Origin of the sequence: Pseudomonas sp. 2822-15, from assembly GCF_002742515.1 — a bacterium.
GTDB classification, from domain to species: domain Bacteria; phylum Pseudomonadota; class Gammaproteobacteria; order Pseudomonadales; family Pseudomonadaceae; genus Aquipseudomonas; species Aquipseudomonas salomonii.
The window spans coordinates 60,680-75,232 of record NZ_LJRY01000188.1; the positions used below are offsets into that span (position 1 = coordinate 60,680).

The window sequence follows — 14,553 nt, forward strand, 5'->3', positions numbered from 1 at the left end:
CAAGGGCCACTCGGATGGCCCGGATATCGTGGGCGGCCTTGTGTGGGAGGTGGTCTGTGTGGGAGCAGAGCTTGTATGGATGCTGGCTTGTGTGGGAGCTGGCTTGCCTGCGATGGCATCCCCTCAGTTCAACTGAATGACCGAGGCGCCTGCATCGCAGGCAAGCCAGCTCCCACATAAGCCCTGCTCCCAGAGTTTGACCTGGGTGACAGTTGAATTGGCTTAACGCCAGCTCCAGGACACACCGGTATAGACGCCGCGACCATCAGCCGGTGTGGAACGCGCCACATCCACGCCCTTGTCGTCATACCCCGGAGTGACGGTATTGGCATAACGCCGATTGGTGAGGTTGCGCAGATCAACCCAGGCTTGCCAGTCCTGCTTCGGCGCGTCGTAGCCGAAGGTGGCGCCCAGGGTTGTGTACGCTGCGGCGTAGTAAGAGTTGGCGTAATCCACCGCCACCCGTGAAGCGTGCTCGGTGTTGAGGCTGGTGTAGAAACCGGTCGGGTGGCTGTAGCGCACCTGCGCCTGGTAGTAATGCTTGGGGATGCCCGGCAAGGTGTTGGCGCCGAAGCGGTCGTCGTCGCGGTAGTGGAAATCGCTGTAGGTGTAGGCCTGGCGCAAGGCCACCTGGCCATTGCGACCGCCGTCCCACAACGGGCTGAGCAGGCTCAGTTCCACGCCCTGGTGCACGGTGGGGCTGGCGTTGGCCTCTGCGACCACGGCGCTGCTGGTCTGGGTCTGCGCCTGGGTTTCCACAGCGAGCAGTTCGTGACGCACTTCGGAGCGGTACAGCGCCAGGTCCCACTGGCCGAACCATTGCTCACCGCGCCCGCCTATCTCCAGGGTGGTGGCGGTCTGATTGCGCAAGCTCACGCCTTCGCGCGCCAGTCCGTTAGCGGGGCCGCCCGAAAAGTACTTGTTGGAACCCCAGATCATCGACCACGCATGCGGCGGCTCGACCGAACGGCTGAGGTTGCCGTACACCTGCAACTGCGGGGTGAAGTCATAGCGCAGGCCAATGCGCGGCGCGTAGTCCCAATCATGCTGACTGAGCGGCGCCTGCCCTTCGGGGTAGCTGACCTGGGTTTCGCGGCGGGTGTAGATCGCCGCCAGGCCGGTGGTCAGCCACAGGTCTTGCGCCAGTTCCAGTTCGTTGCCGATATGCAGCACCGTGTCGGAACCCAGATAGCTGTAGTCGCGGGTTTTGGTGCCCGGGGCGTAATAGGTGGCCGGGTTGCTCGAAGGCACGCGCACATATTCCGAGGCGCCGTTGTTCGGCATCGCCTGGGTGGTGCGCAGGCCAACGGTGGTTTTACTGGCGTGGCCGAACCAACTGTCCTGGCGGATGTAGTTCAGGGTGCCACTCACATCCGTGTAGGCGACTTTCAGGCGGTTAAGCCCTTCGCGCAAATCCATCGGGTAGTCGTGATAGGCCAGCCCCACCTCGACGCGAGCATTGTCATCGAGCTGCAAGGTGGTCTTGTTGGCGATCCAGGTCGAGCCCGGCTGCAGGCGTTTGGAGTCGCGGGCGGCGTTGAGGCGGTTCGCAGCGCTGGGGTCATGGCTGATCTGATAGCGCGTCAGCTTGCCGGGGCTGTCGTTGGTGGTCTCGCGGTAGCGAAAATAGAAGCGCGTTTCCAGGTCCGGGTTGAAGCGGTAGCCGAAGTTGGCCGCGATGCCCTTGCCGGTGCCGGCGCTCTGATGCTGGTAGCCGTCGGATTCGGAGTCGGTGAGGCTGATGTAATAGTCGGCGTCGCCCAGCACCTGGCCGGAGCTGATTTCGCGCTGGGCATAACCGCGACTGCCCACTTCGTAGCGTACCTGCAACTTCGGCGCGTCATAGCCGGTGTGCGTGACATAGTTGACCGAGCCCCCCAGGGCCAGGGCGCCCTGGTCAAAACCGTTGGCGCCGCGCAGCACCTCGACGCGGCTCTGCCACAGCGGGTCCTTGAGTTCATAGGGCGTGCCGCCGGGGTCGGTGAGCGGCAAACCGTCGAGCATTTCATACAGGCCCGAGGCGTGGGAGCCGGGGCTGCGGTTCAGGCCCGAACCGCGGATCGACAGCTTCACCCCTTCATTATTCGCCGCCTTGGCGTAGACGCCGGCCTGGTACTTGAACACGTCTTCGTTGGTGCTGACGCGCCCCTGCTGCACGCTGCTCATATCGATGAAGTTGGTGCCGCCGGGCACGCTCTTGAGCTGCGCCTGGGCCACTTCGGCGTCGCTGGCTTCGCTGCCGGAGACCTCGACCGGGGCCAGTTGCAGGGTGTCGGCGTGCGCCAGTGAACTGAGGGTCAGGGCGGCAAACAGCAGTGGGGGTTGGCGCAACAGCATGGGTCAAATCCTTGGCATTCGGGGGCGTGAAAAAGCCTCGGCCATCACGCGAACAGTGATGGGAAGCCAGGCAGGCTCACCAGGTCACGCTTAATTAACGGACCGGACCCTTCCCACAACAGCCTCGGACCGGGATTATTTTCTAAGTCCAAAATCGCATTAACACATGAAAACTCAGTATTTAAAGAAATAACCAGCACGCATTACTCTGGAGCCATTGAGTCGCCCACGAGATTTCCCCCATGCAAACATCCGCCAGTGTTATTGACTTCACCCTCCACCGTAAACGCCGCCAGGCGCGTGCCGCGGCCGAGCTGATGTGGGCCATGTACGCGGCACGCGCGGGGCTTGCGGTGTTCTCCGCCCACACCGCAACCGCCAGTGATACGCGCCGGGCGTAACGCCGATGAATTTTTTACAGGTACTGCCCGAATCAGCCGAACCCCTGCCAAAACCTGCGATTGAGGATGACGACACCAGCCTGTGCGTGGCGCAGAACCTGCAACGGTTGCGCAGTAAACGCCACCTTTCGCTGGACGGGCTGGCACGCGCGTGCGGCGTGAGCCGTGCGATGCTGGCGCAGATCGAGTCCGGGCGCAGCGTGCCGTCGATCAAGGTGCTGTGCAAAATCGCCAAAGGCTTGAAGGTGTCGGTTGCGGCGTTTTTGGAGGACCGTGGGTTTGAAGGCGTCGAGGTGTTGCCGGCGCAACAGAGCAAACGCCTGGTGAGTGCCGACGGGGCATTCGTCAGCCGTGCGTTGTTTCCCTTTGATACCGCACGCCAATCGGAATTTTACGAAATCCGCCTGCGGGCACTCGGCGAGGAAGTTTCAGCCGGTCACGGCCCCGGCATTCAGGAAAACCTGGTGGTGGCCCAGGGCGTACTGGAAGTCAGCGTCAACGATGAGCGCTACTTGCTCTCCACCGGCGACTCGATCCTGTTCTACGCCGACCAGCCCCACCGCTACCGCAACCCGGCGGACAGCGAGGCGGTGGCATTTTTGGTAATCACCTACCCGGAACGCCTGGACTGAATGCAAAAAGCCCCGACAAGTCGGGGCTTTTTTGCACATGTTTTACGCAGCAGCGGTCAGCAGGTGCAGCACATCATCGGCATGCCGTTGCAGCTCATCATCATTGGCATGGCGCAGTCGTTCATCAGCTTGTTCATGAGCATGCAGCAGTTATCCATCATGGCCATGCCCATGCCTGGCATCGGCATCATTTTGCACATCATGCTGTCGCCCATCAGGGTGCATTCCATCATGCACTTGATCATCGGCATTGACATGCCCATGGTCATCATCGGCATGTTCATGTCAGCCATCATCTTCATGGCATCGGCCGACATGCACAGCATCGACATGTTTGCGCACTGCATCATCATCGGCATGCCGCAGTTCATCATCATCGCCATCATCTCGGCGTTGGTCTTGAACTGCGCCATGTCCATACCGGCCGCCGGCTTCATGGTGCACATCATGGCATCGCCCGCCATTTCGCACTTCATGGTCGCCATCATCATCGGCATGCCCATCATCGGCATCATTGGCATGGACGTGTTCATCGGCATCTGCATTGCGTTCATCATGTTCGAAACTCCGTAATCGACAGGAAATGGCTAAGTTCTGGCGCCGATTCTAGAGACACCGGGCGACGGTGCAAGACGACGGCAGAGCAGCACAAACGGCTGTTCGGGAGCTTGCTTGGGTGATCAACACAGCGACGTTTTACGTGATAACAGACGAATTGCTGCAAAGACGTTTAAAGCCGCTACTGGCACCGCATAAACGTCAGCATGGATATGCGATTAAAGCCTTGCGACCTCACTTAAGGAAATAAACGATCTAACCCGAGGGCAAAACCCGGTAATCGGTCTCGTCCGTCAGCAGTTCGATCGAGCGCATGAAATCATCCGCCTCAGACCCCCTGGGGAAACTGAACCCCGCCATTTCATCGCATGCCAGGATCTCGGCCAGGGCTTTGCGTAACTGAGACTCCGCCGGCGAGTCGCGCAGCAGTTTATGTGCGGTCAATAACACCTCGGCAGGAACGCCTTGGGCGCTTGCCACATCGATTACTGCAAAGAGAATAAATCGCAGGCGAACTTCGCGATCCGTAGGCCAAACCGTTTTTCGCTTACCCAAGGTAGGCACTCATCCGTTGAGAAAAGCCCGAGGCTATTGCCCACCGAAGGGTGTTTCAAGCACAGGGGATTAAGATAGGCCATTTCCTACATTTGAAAGGGAAATACCGTACCTACATCACTGCACCGGCAAGAAATTCATCAGCAACAAACTCTGCGCATAGTTGAGCGCCACACGTCGGTAGCGCTCATCGAGCATCTGGGCGAGCAGGTCCAGGCGCGCAACCACTTTGCCGAACTCGACGGCAAAGCTGAGGTTGCTGCCCTCCTCCGATATCTCGTTGGAAAACAGCAGCAACACCCCGTTGGCGTCCTGGCGCTGGCTGAGCAGCCAGGTGGCTTTCTCGATATTACGTGCGGCGTTGCTGACAAACTGCGGGTTGATCGAGTCGGTCATATAAAACTGGGTGCGGCCGCCGTGGGCGGTCACCAGCATGCTGCCGATCGCGTAGATAAACGCGCCGACCCGGTCGCCTTTGAAGTCGGGGCTCAACGAGTAACTCAAGGCCGCGAGATCGCGCCGCTCGCCCAGGGCCGGCAGCGGTTGCTGCTGCTCGATGGCCTGGCGGATTTCCCGCGCGGCGCTCACCGCATCCGGGTAACCGGATTGGCGCCACTGGTTGGGGTTGCGCAGATAAAGCTTGCTCATCAGCAGATACAGGCTTTGCAGGTTGTCACGCATGCTCAAGGTTGCCATGCGGTCGACGCTGGTCTGAAAGAACTCATCGGGCCTGCCATTGCTGAACTGGCTGGCGATATCGCGGCCCTGCTGCTGGCTGCAACCGCTGGCAAACAGTGCCAATAGAGCCGCTGACAACAACGGCCAGCGCGTGAAAAAAATATGTGAAGTTCGATCCATCGTCACCGGGTCTGGTTCTGCTGCCCTCGCTCTGAATGAGCGGGGTCGTGACAGGGGTAGATCCGCAGAATGAAAAAAAGTGCGGCGAGCCGGGTCAGTTCAGAGGTTGCCTACGCACAAAAGAGTGCCTATAGGATCGTTCCCACGCGCCGCAAAGGAATGCCGCCCTGGACGCTCCGCGTCCCGCTACTAACGCCGTGACGCAGAGCGTCAGAGGATGCGTTACCACGCGCAGCGTAGGAACGATCAAGCCGCCAGTAGTGCATTCCTGCGAAATACTTGCCTGATCCTCCGACTTATCGACTGGTGGATAGATAGCTTTTGCGCCGTGGTCTAGAGTGCAACGATGGGCCACGAGTCCAACATTCTTATAAGAGCTCAAAAGGGCTCAGCACCACCAACCGATGATCAGCAGGTAAACCCGCCATGGAATTACGTATCAACCAAAAGACCTACCAGGTCGATGCCGACGCCGACACGCCGCTGCTGTGGGTGATCCGCGACGACCTCGGCATGACCGGCACCAAGTATGGCTGTGGCCTGGCCCAGTGCGGCGCGTGTTCGGTGCTGGTGGACGGCAACGTGGTGCGCTCTTGCGTCACGCCGGTGGCGGGCGTGGTCGGCCGCGAGGTCACGACCATCGAGGCCATTGAGGACGATGCGGTGGGCAAGCATGTAGTCGCTGCCTGGGTCGAACATCAGGTGGCGCAATGCGGTTATTGCCAGTCCGGGCAGGTGATGGCGGCCACGGCGCTGCTCAAGCACACCCCCGCGCCGACGATCGCGCAAATTGATGCGGCGATGGTCAACCTGTGCCGCTGCGGCACCTATAACGCCATCCACACCGCCATGCAGGATTTGGCCCAGCAGAAGGAGCGCGTCTGATGAATACGCGCAACGAACTGCTGGATGTGGCCCTGGGCGAGCCGGTCAACCTGTCGCGCCGACGTTTTCTGGCCAGCACCGCCGTGGGCGCACTGGTGATTGGTTTCGGCCTGCCGCTGGGCGGTGGCCGCGCCTTCGCGGCCACCGCCAACCCTGCGGAGCGCGGCACGCAGGTGCCGGCGTTTCTGGAGATTCGCCCGGACGGCACGGTGCGCCTGCTCAGCCCCTTTATGGAAGGCGGCCAAGGCACCCACACCGCCATGGCGCAAATTGTCGGTGAAGAACTGGACGCCGACCCTGCCACCTTTGTCGTCGAGGCCGCGCCACCGGGCGATGCCTATGTGGTGATGGAAAACGGCATGCGCATCACCGGCGGCAGCATGTCGGTGCGCATGAGTTACCCGACCATGCGTCGCCTGGGCGCCCTCGCCCGCGCCATGCTGGTGCAGGCCGGCGCCGAGCAACTGGGCGTGCCGGTCGCGCAACTGACCACCACACCCGGCCGCGTAGTACACGCCGCTTCGGGCCGCTCACTGGGCTACGGTGAACTGGCCAGCCGCGCCCTCGACATGCCGGTGCCTGACCCGTCCACCATCACCCTGCGCGACCCGAGCCAGTTCCGCTGGATCGGCAAGCCGGTCAAACGCCTGGATGCCTACGACAAATCCACCGGCAAGGCGCAATACAGCATCGACCTCAAGGTCGACGGCATGCTCCACGCCGCCGTGCAGCATGCGCCGCGCCTGGGCATGACCGTGGGCAGCCTGCGCAATCAGTCCCAGGTCGAAGCCATGAAAGGCGTGCACTCGGTGCATCAATTGCCTGGCGCCGTAGCCGTGGTGGCCGAGCGCTGGTGGCACGCCAAGCGTGCAGTAGAAGCTATTCAGGTCGAATGGCTGGAAGCCGCCGCCGACTCCACAGTGCGCGCCATGCCGGCAGACTTTTCCAGCGACAAATACCGTGACTTCCTCGCCGCCCAGCAAGGCCCGGCCCGCGACGAAGAAAACGAAGGCGACGTCAACGCCACACTGGCAAACGCCAAGACCAAGGTTGAAGCCACCTACCACAACCAGTACGTCAACCACGCCCAACTGGAGCCGCCATCGGCCCTGGCGCGCTATAACCCGGACGGCACGCTGGAAGTCTGGCTGCCCAACCAGGCGCCAGACATGTTCCGCGCCGACATCGCCAAGCGCACCGGGCTGGATGTGTCAAAGATCACCCTGCATTCGCCGTTGCTGGGCGGCTTTTTCGGGCGGCATTTCCTGTACGACTCGGCCAACCCGTACCCGCAGGCCGTCGCATTGGCCAAGGCCGTGGGCCGCCCGGTCAAGTTGATCTGGAGCCGTGAAGAAGAGTTCCTGCGTGATGTGCTGCGCCCGGTCGCAGTGGTCAAGTTCCGCGCGGCACTGGATGACAAAGGCTTGCCGGTGGCCATCGAAGCCGTGAGCGCCACCGAAGGTCCATCCGAGGCCATCGCCGGCAAACAGGGCGACAAAATCGACCCGACGGCCCTTGAAGGGTTGTCGGGCAAATCCTACGCGATTCCCAACAAACGCATCGCCCAGATCTACGTCAAAGGCCCGACCATGCTTGGCTACTGGCGTTCGGTGGGTAACTCGCTGAATGACTTTTTCTACGAAGCCTTCCTCGATGAACTGGCCGACAAAGGCGGCCATGACCCGTACGAGTTGCGCCTGCACCTGCTGCGCGACAACAAACGCCTGACCACCTTGCTGCAAGCGGTGGGCGAGTTGTCCGGTGGCTGGAAGCGTGGCCCCTACACCGCCGAAGACGGCAGCCGGCGTGCCCGTGGCGTGGCCATGGCCTCGCCCTTTGGCTCGCATGCGGCGGTGGTTGCCGAAGTGTCGATCGAAAACGGCCAGGTCAAGGTGCATCACATCTGGGAAGCCATCGACCCTGGCAGCATCGTCAACCCGGCGATCATCGAGGCCCAGGTCAATGGCGCCGTAGCGTTGGGCTTGTCACAAACGTTGGTGGAAGAAGCGGTGTACGTGGACGGTAAACCACGGGCGCGCAACTACGACCTTTACCCGATCCTGCCGCCCTCGCGGATGGCCAAGGTGCACGTAAAGATCGTCGAGAGCGGCGAAAAGATGGGCGGTATCGGCGAGCCGCCGCTGCCCGCAGTGGCGCCTGCCGTGGCCAATGCGGTGGCGCACTTGACCGGCCAGCGCATCCGCAGTCTGCCCCTGAGCCGCTACACCTTCGCCTGACCGACAAGGAACGCCTATGAACAACCAACGATTGGCTAGAACCGCTGGCTGGCTGGTGCTGGCCGGCGCAGTCGCCGCCGGCCTGCTGGCCTGGTACGTCACCCGTCAACCGGCTTCGCCGTTTGAACAGGCCAATGCCACCGCCGACCCGACCCTGGTCAGCCGTGGCGAATACGTCGCCCGCGTCAGTGATTGCGTGGCCTGCCACAGCCTGCCGGGCAAAGCGCCGTTCGCTGGCGGCCTGGAAATGGCCACGCCGCTGGGCGCCATTCATGCCACCAACATCACGCCGGACAAAAACGTCGGCATCGGCACCTACAGCCTGGCTGACTTCGACCGCGCCGTGCGCCACGGCGTGGCGCCGGGTGGGCGACGGCTCTACCCGGCCATGCCCTACCCGTCCTACGTAAAACTCAGCGACGATGACATGCGTGCGCTGTATGCGTTTTTTATGCAAGGCGTGCAACCGGCCAGCGAGCCGAACATCCCCAGCAGCATCCCGTGGCCACTGAACATGCGCTGGCCCATCGCGCTGTGGAACGGCGTGTTCGCGCCCACTCACCCCTACGCCGCCAAACCCGAGCAGGACGCGTTGTGGAACCGTGGCGCCTATATCGTCCAAGGCCCCGGCCATTGCGGCAGTTGCCACACGCCGCGTGGGCTGGCGTTTAACGAGAAGGCATTGGACGAGTCCGGCGCACCGTTCCTCGCCGGTGCCCTGCTCGACGGTTGGTATGCACCCAGCCTGCGCCAGGACCACAACACCGGCCTGGGCCGCTGGAGCGAGCCGGAGATTGTGCAGTTCCTCAAAACCGGGCGTAATAAACACGCGGTGGTGTATGGCTCAATGACCGAGGCGTTTAACAACTCCACACAGTTCATGCAGGACGACGACCTGGCGGCCATAGCGCGTTATCTCAAATCACTGCCGGGCGACCCGCAGCGTGACGGTTCGCCGTGGCAGTACCAAGCGGTTGCCGCCGACGCCAGCGCCCCAGGCGCCCACACCTATGCCACCCGCTGCGCCTCCTGCCATGGCCTGGACGGCAAAGGCCAGCCGGAGTGGATGCCACCGTTGGCCGGTGCCACCTCAGCCCTGGCCAAGGAAAGCGCCTCGGCGATCAACATCACCCTCAACGGCTCGCAACGCATCGTGACCGCCGGAATGCCGGACGCGTACCGCATGCCGGCATTCCGCGAGCAATTGTCCGACCAGGAAATCGCCCAGGTGTTGAGCTACGTGCGCGGCACATGGGGCAACAACGGTGGCGCGGTGGAGGCTGCGGCGGTGAACAAGCTGCGCGGGCATACGGACCCGGCCAGTAGTAGCCCGATCATTTTGCATATGCGCTAACAGATCGTTCCCACGCTCCCGCGTGGGAATGCAGCCCGTGACGCTCCGCGTCACAGCTGCGCAAAACTTGAATGTTGTGAGCGGGACGCAGAGCGTCCCAGGCTGCATTCCCACGCAGAGCGCGGGAACGATCTGATGGCCGCAGGCTACCAGCCATACAAGTAGGCCCAGAGAACAGCGCCAGCGACCAATACCATCCCAAAATGATACGGCCACAACGCCCAACGCTTGAGGGAAAGGGGAACGGAAGCCAGTTCAGCCTCGGTCACCTCGCCTCTTTTGATGTGAAATTTAGGCATGCCTAACAGCTCTGTGATCAGGAGCATGCGATGAAACCTGTCGATATGCTTGTTTCTACCCCAAAACCGTTTGTTGTCGCAGACCACCTTGTTTTCACTGAAGTAGCTTTCCAGCGCTTCGAGCTTTGTGTACTCAGCGTATAAAGTCAGCCCTGCGAAAATTAGCCCCCCTACGCATAAAAAAATTGCCAGGGCGAGTTGAAAATCCATGCTTAAGCACCTTCTGGTTGGAAGATCAAATCACCGTCGATCTCTTCGATTTGCCCGCCTAGAAAGGCGCCGCCAGCGCCGAATAAGGTGCCTCCTGTATACCCTACCGCAGCGCCGCCAATCACTGCGCAGGCCAGGTCCCCGTTTCCTTTAGCCACTACCCCCAAAAACACCTTACAGCCGAGTCGGCCTATTTTCGCGCCTACCGTCCCTCCCACATAAGCCCCCACCACGCCGCCCCCCCAACTTCCCCGTCTCCACATACTTCGCCCGCCGACACTGCGCCTCGCGCCCCTCCACACACGCCTCCTTGATCTCCAACCCGGCCACGCCCACGTCCAGTGCCAAGCCCACATAGGTGCCCTTCCCCAACCACTTCGAGGTCTGCGCAATGCTCCGCATCCGCTGCGCATACCCGGCAATCTCACCCTTGTGCAGATAGCTTTTGGTTGAAATCCCCACTATCTTTTTCAGCGCCTGATTACCACGCAACCCCGTGCTAAATCGCGCCGCGCCTTGCAACTGGGTGTCCAGCAGCCCAAACAGCGCCTGGCGCTGGCGCAAAAAAGCCTCACGCTCCAAGCCTGCGGTTTTCAGGCGCTGGTGCAGCCGCTCAATTTCTTCCAGCGTCTGCGCCACTTCGTCCAGATGCCGCGCCCACGCCGATGTTGCGCTGCCCACTCCCAACGAGCCGTACCCCAGAAGACTTTGCAGCAAGTCATAGCTGTTGACCACTTGGGTTGCAACGCGCGCGTCCAGCTCCCGACTGATGGCCTCGGCATGGCGCACAAGCCAGGCCTCTTCCAGTGAGCAGGTCACGCTGTAGGGATCGGGAATAATCACCAACTGCCCCGGCCTCACCAGCCCATGACGCAAGTGCCGGTTCAGCACATCGAAATGATCGGCACGCTGCCGGCCCGGGGCATGCCCCATCAACTGGGTTTTCAAACTGAGGTAGTCCGTGAGGCGGTCGTTGATATAGCCCTGCGCCATGCTTCGTATCCCTGAATGCAATGAAGATGGCATCGGAATATAAGCAGGCGAACAGGCCTCGGACACAAGGTCGGGATGGCTGAGTGATATTTGGGAAGTTGCCTACATCGCCAGGAATAGACACCTACAAAAATGGCGAGGCCAGTGGCATTTGCTCATGGTTTTTAAAGGGCCAGCAGGCCGCGTCTCTTTAAATTGCAGGACGTTTCCTAGACAATCCTTGCCGCCTTGTGCCTGTTGGAATCGATGGCTAGTCTGCGATCCGTCACTGCTTATCAGTGATCGGGTTTAGTCGCTCGGTATTCCAAAAGGTGCATGGTCCTCCATGAGGTTTTATGGTGGCTGTGCGCAGGGCGCCCTCGGGTGCGCCGGTTTTTACCTTTTGGTCCGGTCGACTAACCTGCGTACAGCCGCCACCCTACGTTTAGTCGCGAACGGTTCGGCTCCTTGAATCCAAAAGGTAACTAAACAATGAAAAAAGTCGTCCCCGACCCACCCCGCAACACCGCCAAAGACCGCGCCGCCTTCAACCGCGCCATCGACCATTACCTGCCCTCCAACGGCGTTAAAATCGAAGACCTGAGCTTCGAAGACGCCCTGCTCTACACCGCCAGCTTGCTCGACAGTGCTTGCGCTACCGCGCTAAATTGCGGTGATTTACTGGCCAGCCCCCAGCGCGCGAAAATTCTGGCGGTGGGGCATTTGCTGGAGATGGCCAAGACCACGGTGGACCGCTCCATTGAGTGCCTGAAGCCCACAAAAGCTCCAGCCTGAATCAACACGGTCAAACTGTGGGAGCTGGCTTGCCTGCGATGCAGACACCTCGGTGCGTCAGCCATACCGGGGTGATGCCATCGCAGGCAAGCCAGCTCCCACAGTTGACCGAGTATGGATCTACTGTTGCTGTTTCACGGTATTGGTCGTCAATCCATCCCAACGCCCTGCTCTCGGGCACAAATTATTGCCCGTCTCCATCGTTTCTCCACAAAACCTCCCATGAAAGCGCACGTTGGTTGCGCACACTTGCGTTCACCGTTGCGTAGATCTACCAGGAGAACACGATGATTCCTGCCCTGGAGTCCAGCACCCTCCCCCAGAAGCTATGATCACTACTGGCAAACGTGGCCATGGACCGGCAGCCACGATCAGGCAGATAAGCCCGAGCGCAGGGATGCACAGGCTCGCCGCGTATTCACCGAGCAGACCATGACTGATTTTCCCATTGCATCGATGCCCCGCCCGGACTGTGTCAGAGAACCCCAGGCCCTCGTGCTGATTGCCGAAGATGAGCCGCAAATCGCTGACATTCTGGTGGCTTACCTCAAACGTAGCGGCTTTCGCACCGCCCACGCACGTGACGGCCAACAGGCGCTGGACATGCACCTGGCGCTCAAGCCGGAGCTGATGTTGCTGGATGTGCTGATGCCCAACGTGGATGGCTGGCAGGTGCTCGCGCAGGTGCGCCAACGCGGCCATACGCCGGTGATCATGCTGACCGCGCAAGACCAGGACATGGACAAGCTGATGGGCCTGCGCATCGGCGCCGACGACTATATCGTCAAGCCGTTCAACCCGGCCGAAGTGGTGGCGCGTACCCAGGCGGTACTGCGCCGCTCCATCGCTTATCGCGACCGCGCCTGCCCCACGGTACTGCGGGTGGACGCGTTTGAAATTGACCTGGAAAGCTACGAAGCCACGGTGACCCAGGCCGGGCGCCGAGTGCCGCTGGCCTTGACCGTCACCGAATTCAGGCTGCTGGTGCAACTGGCCAAGGCACCGAAACGGGTGTTCAGCCGCGCCGAGTTGTTGGCCCAGTGTTCGCCGGAAAGCGACAGCCTGGAGCGCACGGTCGACAGCCATATCAGCAAACTGCGGCGCAAGCTCGAAGACCTTGGCGTGCAGGGTGTGCCCACCTGTATCCGTGGCGTCGGCTACCGGTTCGGGAGCGTGGTGTGAAAGGGCTCAATGGCCTGAGCCGCCAGATTATCCTGTCGATGTGCGCCGTGGTGCTGTGCGTGATCGCCCTGGCGGTGATCGGCTCGTATATTTTTTATGCATTGCTATGGACCTACTGGCCGCTCACCGACGCCGAAGTGGATGCCTGGCTGCCGGCCAAGGCTGAATGGGTGTGGATGGGCCTGACCACGTGCGTGAGCCTGGCGGTGGGCTCGATCGTCGCGCTGAAACTGTCGCGGCGAATTCTGATGCCGCTCAATTCCGTGGCCGAGAACCTGCGCAAACTGGCCGATGGCGACCTGGACGTGCAGGCGGTTGCCGGTGACCAGTCGATCGGCGAAGCGGCGATCCTGGTCAATGACTTCAACAGCATGGCCAAGCGCTTGCAGCGCATGGCGCAGGAGCAGGCGTTCTGGAATGCCGCGATTGCGCATGAACTGCGCACGCCCCTGACTATTCTGCGCGGGCGCCTGCAAGGGTTGGCCGAGGGTGTATTCGAACCCGACACCGCGCAGTTCTACAGCCTGCTGGGCCAGGTCGAAGGCTTGACGCGCTTGATCGAGGATATGCGCGTGGTGGGCCTGGCCGACAGTGGCTACCTGGAACTCAACCTGCAAGAAGCCGACCTGGCGACGGGCATCGAAGACGATGTGCGCTTGTTTGAACCGAGCCTGGTGGCCGCAGGTTTTGTACTGCAACTGGACCTGCAACGCCGCACCCTGCGCTGCGACCCGGCGCGCATCCGCCAGGCCTTGCTGGCCCTGCTGGATAACATTCGGCGGCACGCGACACCGGGCAATGTCATCGTGCACCTGAGCACCCGCGACGGCTTCAACTACCTGCGTGTGCGCGATGACGGCCCCGGCATCGACGAAGGTTTTGCCGCGCGCCTGTTTGACGCCTTCCAACGCGGTGAAAACTCCCGCTCACGCGCCCAGGGCGGCAGTGGCCTGGGCCTGGCCGTGGTGCGCGCCATCGCCCTCGCCCATGGCGGCGCCGTGACGTGCCGCCGCATGGAAAACGGCGGCACGCTGTTTGAACTCAGTTGGCACGTTTGATTGAGCGAGGCGCGGCGATGCGTATGTTTTTTTCGGTGTTCAAGCGCCCGCCCCGTTACCGGCACTTTGCTTTATTGGACATGGAGCAAGTGTGTATTGCGTTTAAAAGCTACCGCACAAAACCTGCCGGCGAGCATTGGGTAGAAGTTGAACGGGCCAACCTGTCCTGGCTGGGAACCACGCTCCCAGGCTGCGCCCGTACCGTTGAGCGAGTTTAAAC

14 protein-coding genes and 1 pseudogene are annotated in these 14,553 nt (G+C 61.4%); 10 read left to right on the plus strand and 5 right to left on the minus strand.

The annotated features are described in order from the left end of the window. Positions 1 to 222: 222 nt before the first annotated feature. The gene (locus tag AOA59_RS18725) at positions 223 to 2,337 is read right to left on the minus strand and encodes a TonB-dependent receptor domain-containing protein (protein WP_099488673.1); all 2,115 of its coding nucleotides are present in this window, start codon (positions 2,335 to 2,337) and stop codon (positions 223 to 225) included. A gap of 242 nt (positions 2,338 to 2,579) precedes the next feature. Here AOA59_RS18725 and AOA59_RS32675 point away from each other — a divergent pair, with 242 nt between their 5' ends. The 3 genes from AOA59_RS32675 (at position 2,580) to AOA59_RS32680 (ending at position 3,943) form a co-directional block, all read left to right on the plus strand. Continuing rightward, entirely contained in the window at positions 2,580 to 2,738 is a 159-nt protein-coding gene (locus AOA59_RS32675) for a hypothetical protein (protein WP_017137721.1), read from the plus strand. A 5-nt stretch (positions 2,739 to 2,743) separates the two neighbouring features. After that, on the plus strand, positions 2,744 to 3,370 hold the full coding sequence (locus tag AOA59_RS18730; protein ID WP_099488674.1) for a helix-turn-helix domain-containing protein: 627 nt from the start codon (positions 2,744 to 2,746) through the stop codon (positions 3,368 to 3,370). Positions 3,371 to 3,433: 63 nt separating this feature from the next. Further along, positions 3,434 to 3,943, plus strand: coding sequence for a hypothetical protein (locus tag AOA59_RS32680; protein WP_178076269.1), 510 nt, complete (start codon positions 3,434 to 3,436; stop codon positions 3,941 to 3,943). Between the two features lie 240 nt (positions 3,944 to 4,183). Here AOA59_RS32680 and AOA59_RS18740 read toward each other — a convergent pair whose 3' ends face one another. Both AOA59_RS18740 and AOA59_RS18745 read right to left on the minus strand, forming a co-directional pair. Further along, a complete protein-coding gene (locus AOA59_RS18740) occupies positions 4,184 to 4,483 on the minus strand; it encodes a hypothetical protein (RefSeq protein WP_099488675.1) in 300 nt (99 codons plus the stop codon). A gap of 117 nt (positions 4,484 to 4,600) precedes the next feature. Further along, positions 4,601 to 5,341 (minus strand): hypothetical protein, encoded by a 741-nt coding sequence (locus AOA59_RS18745; RefSeq protein ID WP_069785881.1) that lies wholly within the window; start codon positions 5,339 to 5,341, stop codon positions 4,601 to 4,603. A gap of 426 nt (positions 5,342 to 5,767) precedes the next feature. Here AOA59_RS18745 and AOA59_RS18750 point away from each other — a divergent pair, with 426 nt between their 5' ends. Genes AOA59_RS18750 through AOA59_RS18760 form a run of 3 tightly spaced genes read left to right on the plus strand, consistent with a single transcriptional unit; the run spans position 5,768 to position 9,817 of the window. Next, the gene (locus tag AOA59_RS18750; RefSeq protein WP_099488676.1) at positions 5,768 to 6,226 is read left to right on the plus strand and encodes a (2Fe-2S)-binding protein; all 459 of its coding nucleotides are present in this window, start codon (positions 5,768 to 5,770) and stop codon (positions 6,224 to 6,226) included. Further along, positions 6,226 to 8,463 carry a molybdopterin cofactor-binding domain-containing protein gene (locus AOA59_RS18755; RefSeq protein ID WP_099488677.1) on the plus strand — a complete coding sequence of 746 codons (2,238 nt, stop codon included), beginning with the start codon at positions 6,226 to 6,228 and terminating at the stop codon, positions 8,461 to 8,463. Before AOA59_RS18750 ends, AOA59_RS18755 begins: the two co-directional genes overlap by 1 nt. A gap of 16 nt (positions 8,464 to 8,479) precedes the next feature. After that, positions 8,480 to 9,817 (plus strand): cytochrome c, encoded by a 1,338-nt coding sequence (locus AOA59_RS18760; protein WP_099488678.1) that lies wholly within the window; start codon positions 8,480 to 8,482, stop codon positions 9,815 to 9,817. Between the two features lie 146 nt (positions 9,818 to 9,963). On the opposite strand, the gene AOA59_RS18765 is transcribed toward AOA59_RS18760, so the two are convergent. Beyond that, the gene (locus AOA59_RS18765) at positions 9,964 to 10,326 is read right to left on the minus strand and encodes a hypothetical protein (RefSeq protein ID WP_099488679.1); all 363 of its coding nucleotides are present in this window, start codon (positions 10,324 to 10,326) and stop codon (positions 9,964 to 9,966) included. Between the two features lie 2 nt (positions 10,327 to 10,328). Next, positions 10,329 to 11,319 (minus strand): annotated as a pseudogene (locus tag AOA59_RS18770) (hypothetical protein). 471 nt (positions 11,320 to 11,790) lie between these two features. Here AOA59_RS18770 and AOA59_RS18775 point away from each other — a divergent pair. The 4 genes from AOA59_RS18775 to AOA59_RS18795 all read left to right on the plus strand — a co-directional run bounded on the left by AOA59_RS18775 (position 11,791) and on the right by AOA59_RS18795 (position 14,551). Then, a complete protein-coding gene (locus AOA59_RS18775) occupies positions 11,791 to 12,093 on the plus strand; it encodes a DUF6124 family protein (RefSeq protein ID WP_099488680.1) in 303 nt (100 codons plus the stop codon). 432 nt (positions 12,094 to 12,525) lie between these two features. Beyond that, positions 12,526 to 13,275, plus strand: a complete 750-nt coding sequence (locus AOA59_RS18785) for a response regulator (RefSeq protein ID WP_099488681.1) — start codon at positions 12,526 to 12,528, stop codon at positions 13,273 to 13,275. Then, a complete protein-coding gene (locus AOA59_RS18790; RefSeq protein ID WP_069785886.1) occupies positions 13,272 to 14,333 on the plus strand; it encodes an ATP-binding protein in 1,062 nt (353 codons plus the stop codon). The genes AOA59_RS18785 and AOA59_RS18790 overlap by 4 nt, the downstream gene beginning before the upstream one ends. A 17-nt stretch (positions 14,334 to 14,350) precedes the next feature. Then, positions 14,351 to 14,551 carry a hypothetical protein gene (locus tag AOA59_RS18795; RefSeq protein ID WP_099488682.1) on the plus strand — a complete coding sequence of 67 codons (201 nt, stop codon included), beginning with the start codon at positions 14,351 to 14,353 and terminating at the stop codon, positions 14,549 to 14,551. Positions 14,552 to 14,553: the final 2 nt, after the last annotated feature.